The 513-nt window shown below is 61.0% G+C and carries 1 protein-coding gene; it reads right to left on the minus strand.

Annotated features, from left to right (window positions below):
• On the minus strand, nt 1-513 hold a 513-nt coding region (locus tag EN850_RS33455), incomplete at both ends, for a carbohydrate ABC transporter permease (RefSeq protein ID WP_136092927.1).

The raw sequence follows: 513 nt of genomic DNA on the forward strand, positions 1-513 counted from the left end.
GCCGGCCGAAAGCGTTATCGCCTGGGTCACGCGGCGCTGGAAAATCAGATAGGCGAGCGCAACGGGAAGTCCTGCCAGCACGGCGCCCGCCAGCTCGCGCGCATACTGGACACCGAAGGCGGAGTGCACCTGCGTGACGCCGACCGTGATGTTCATCGTCTCCTCGGAACTCTGCGCCAGGAACGGCCAGAGGAAAGCGTTCCATGCGCCGATGAAGGTGATTATGGCCAGCGCCGTGGTCACCCCCCAGTTCATAGGCAGGTAGATCTTGAACAGAAGCTGGAAATCGTTGGCGCCGTCCATGATCGCCGCCTCACGGAAGTCGCGCGGGATCGAATCGAAGAACTGCTTGTAGACGATGACGACGACTGGAACGATGAGCTGGGGGAGGATGATGCCGAGCCAGGTGTTGAGGGTGCCGAAATTCGACATCAGCACGAAGTGGGTGACTATCAGCGCCTGGATGGGCACCATGAAGCTCGCCATGATCGTCAGATAGAGCAGACGGCGGCC

This window comes from Mesorhizobium sp. M8A.F.Ca.ET.207.01.1.1 (assembly GCF_004794715.1).
Lineage (GTDB): Bacteria > Pseudomonadota > Alphaproteobacteria > Rhizobiales > Rhizobiaceae > Mesorhizobium.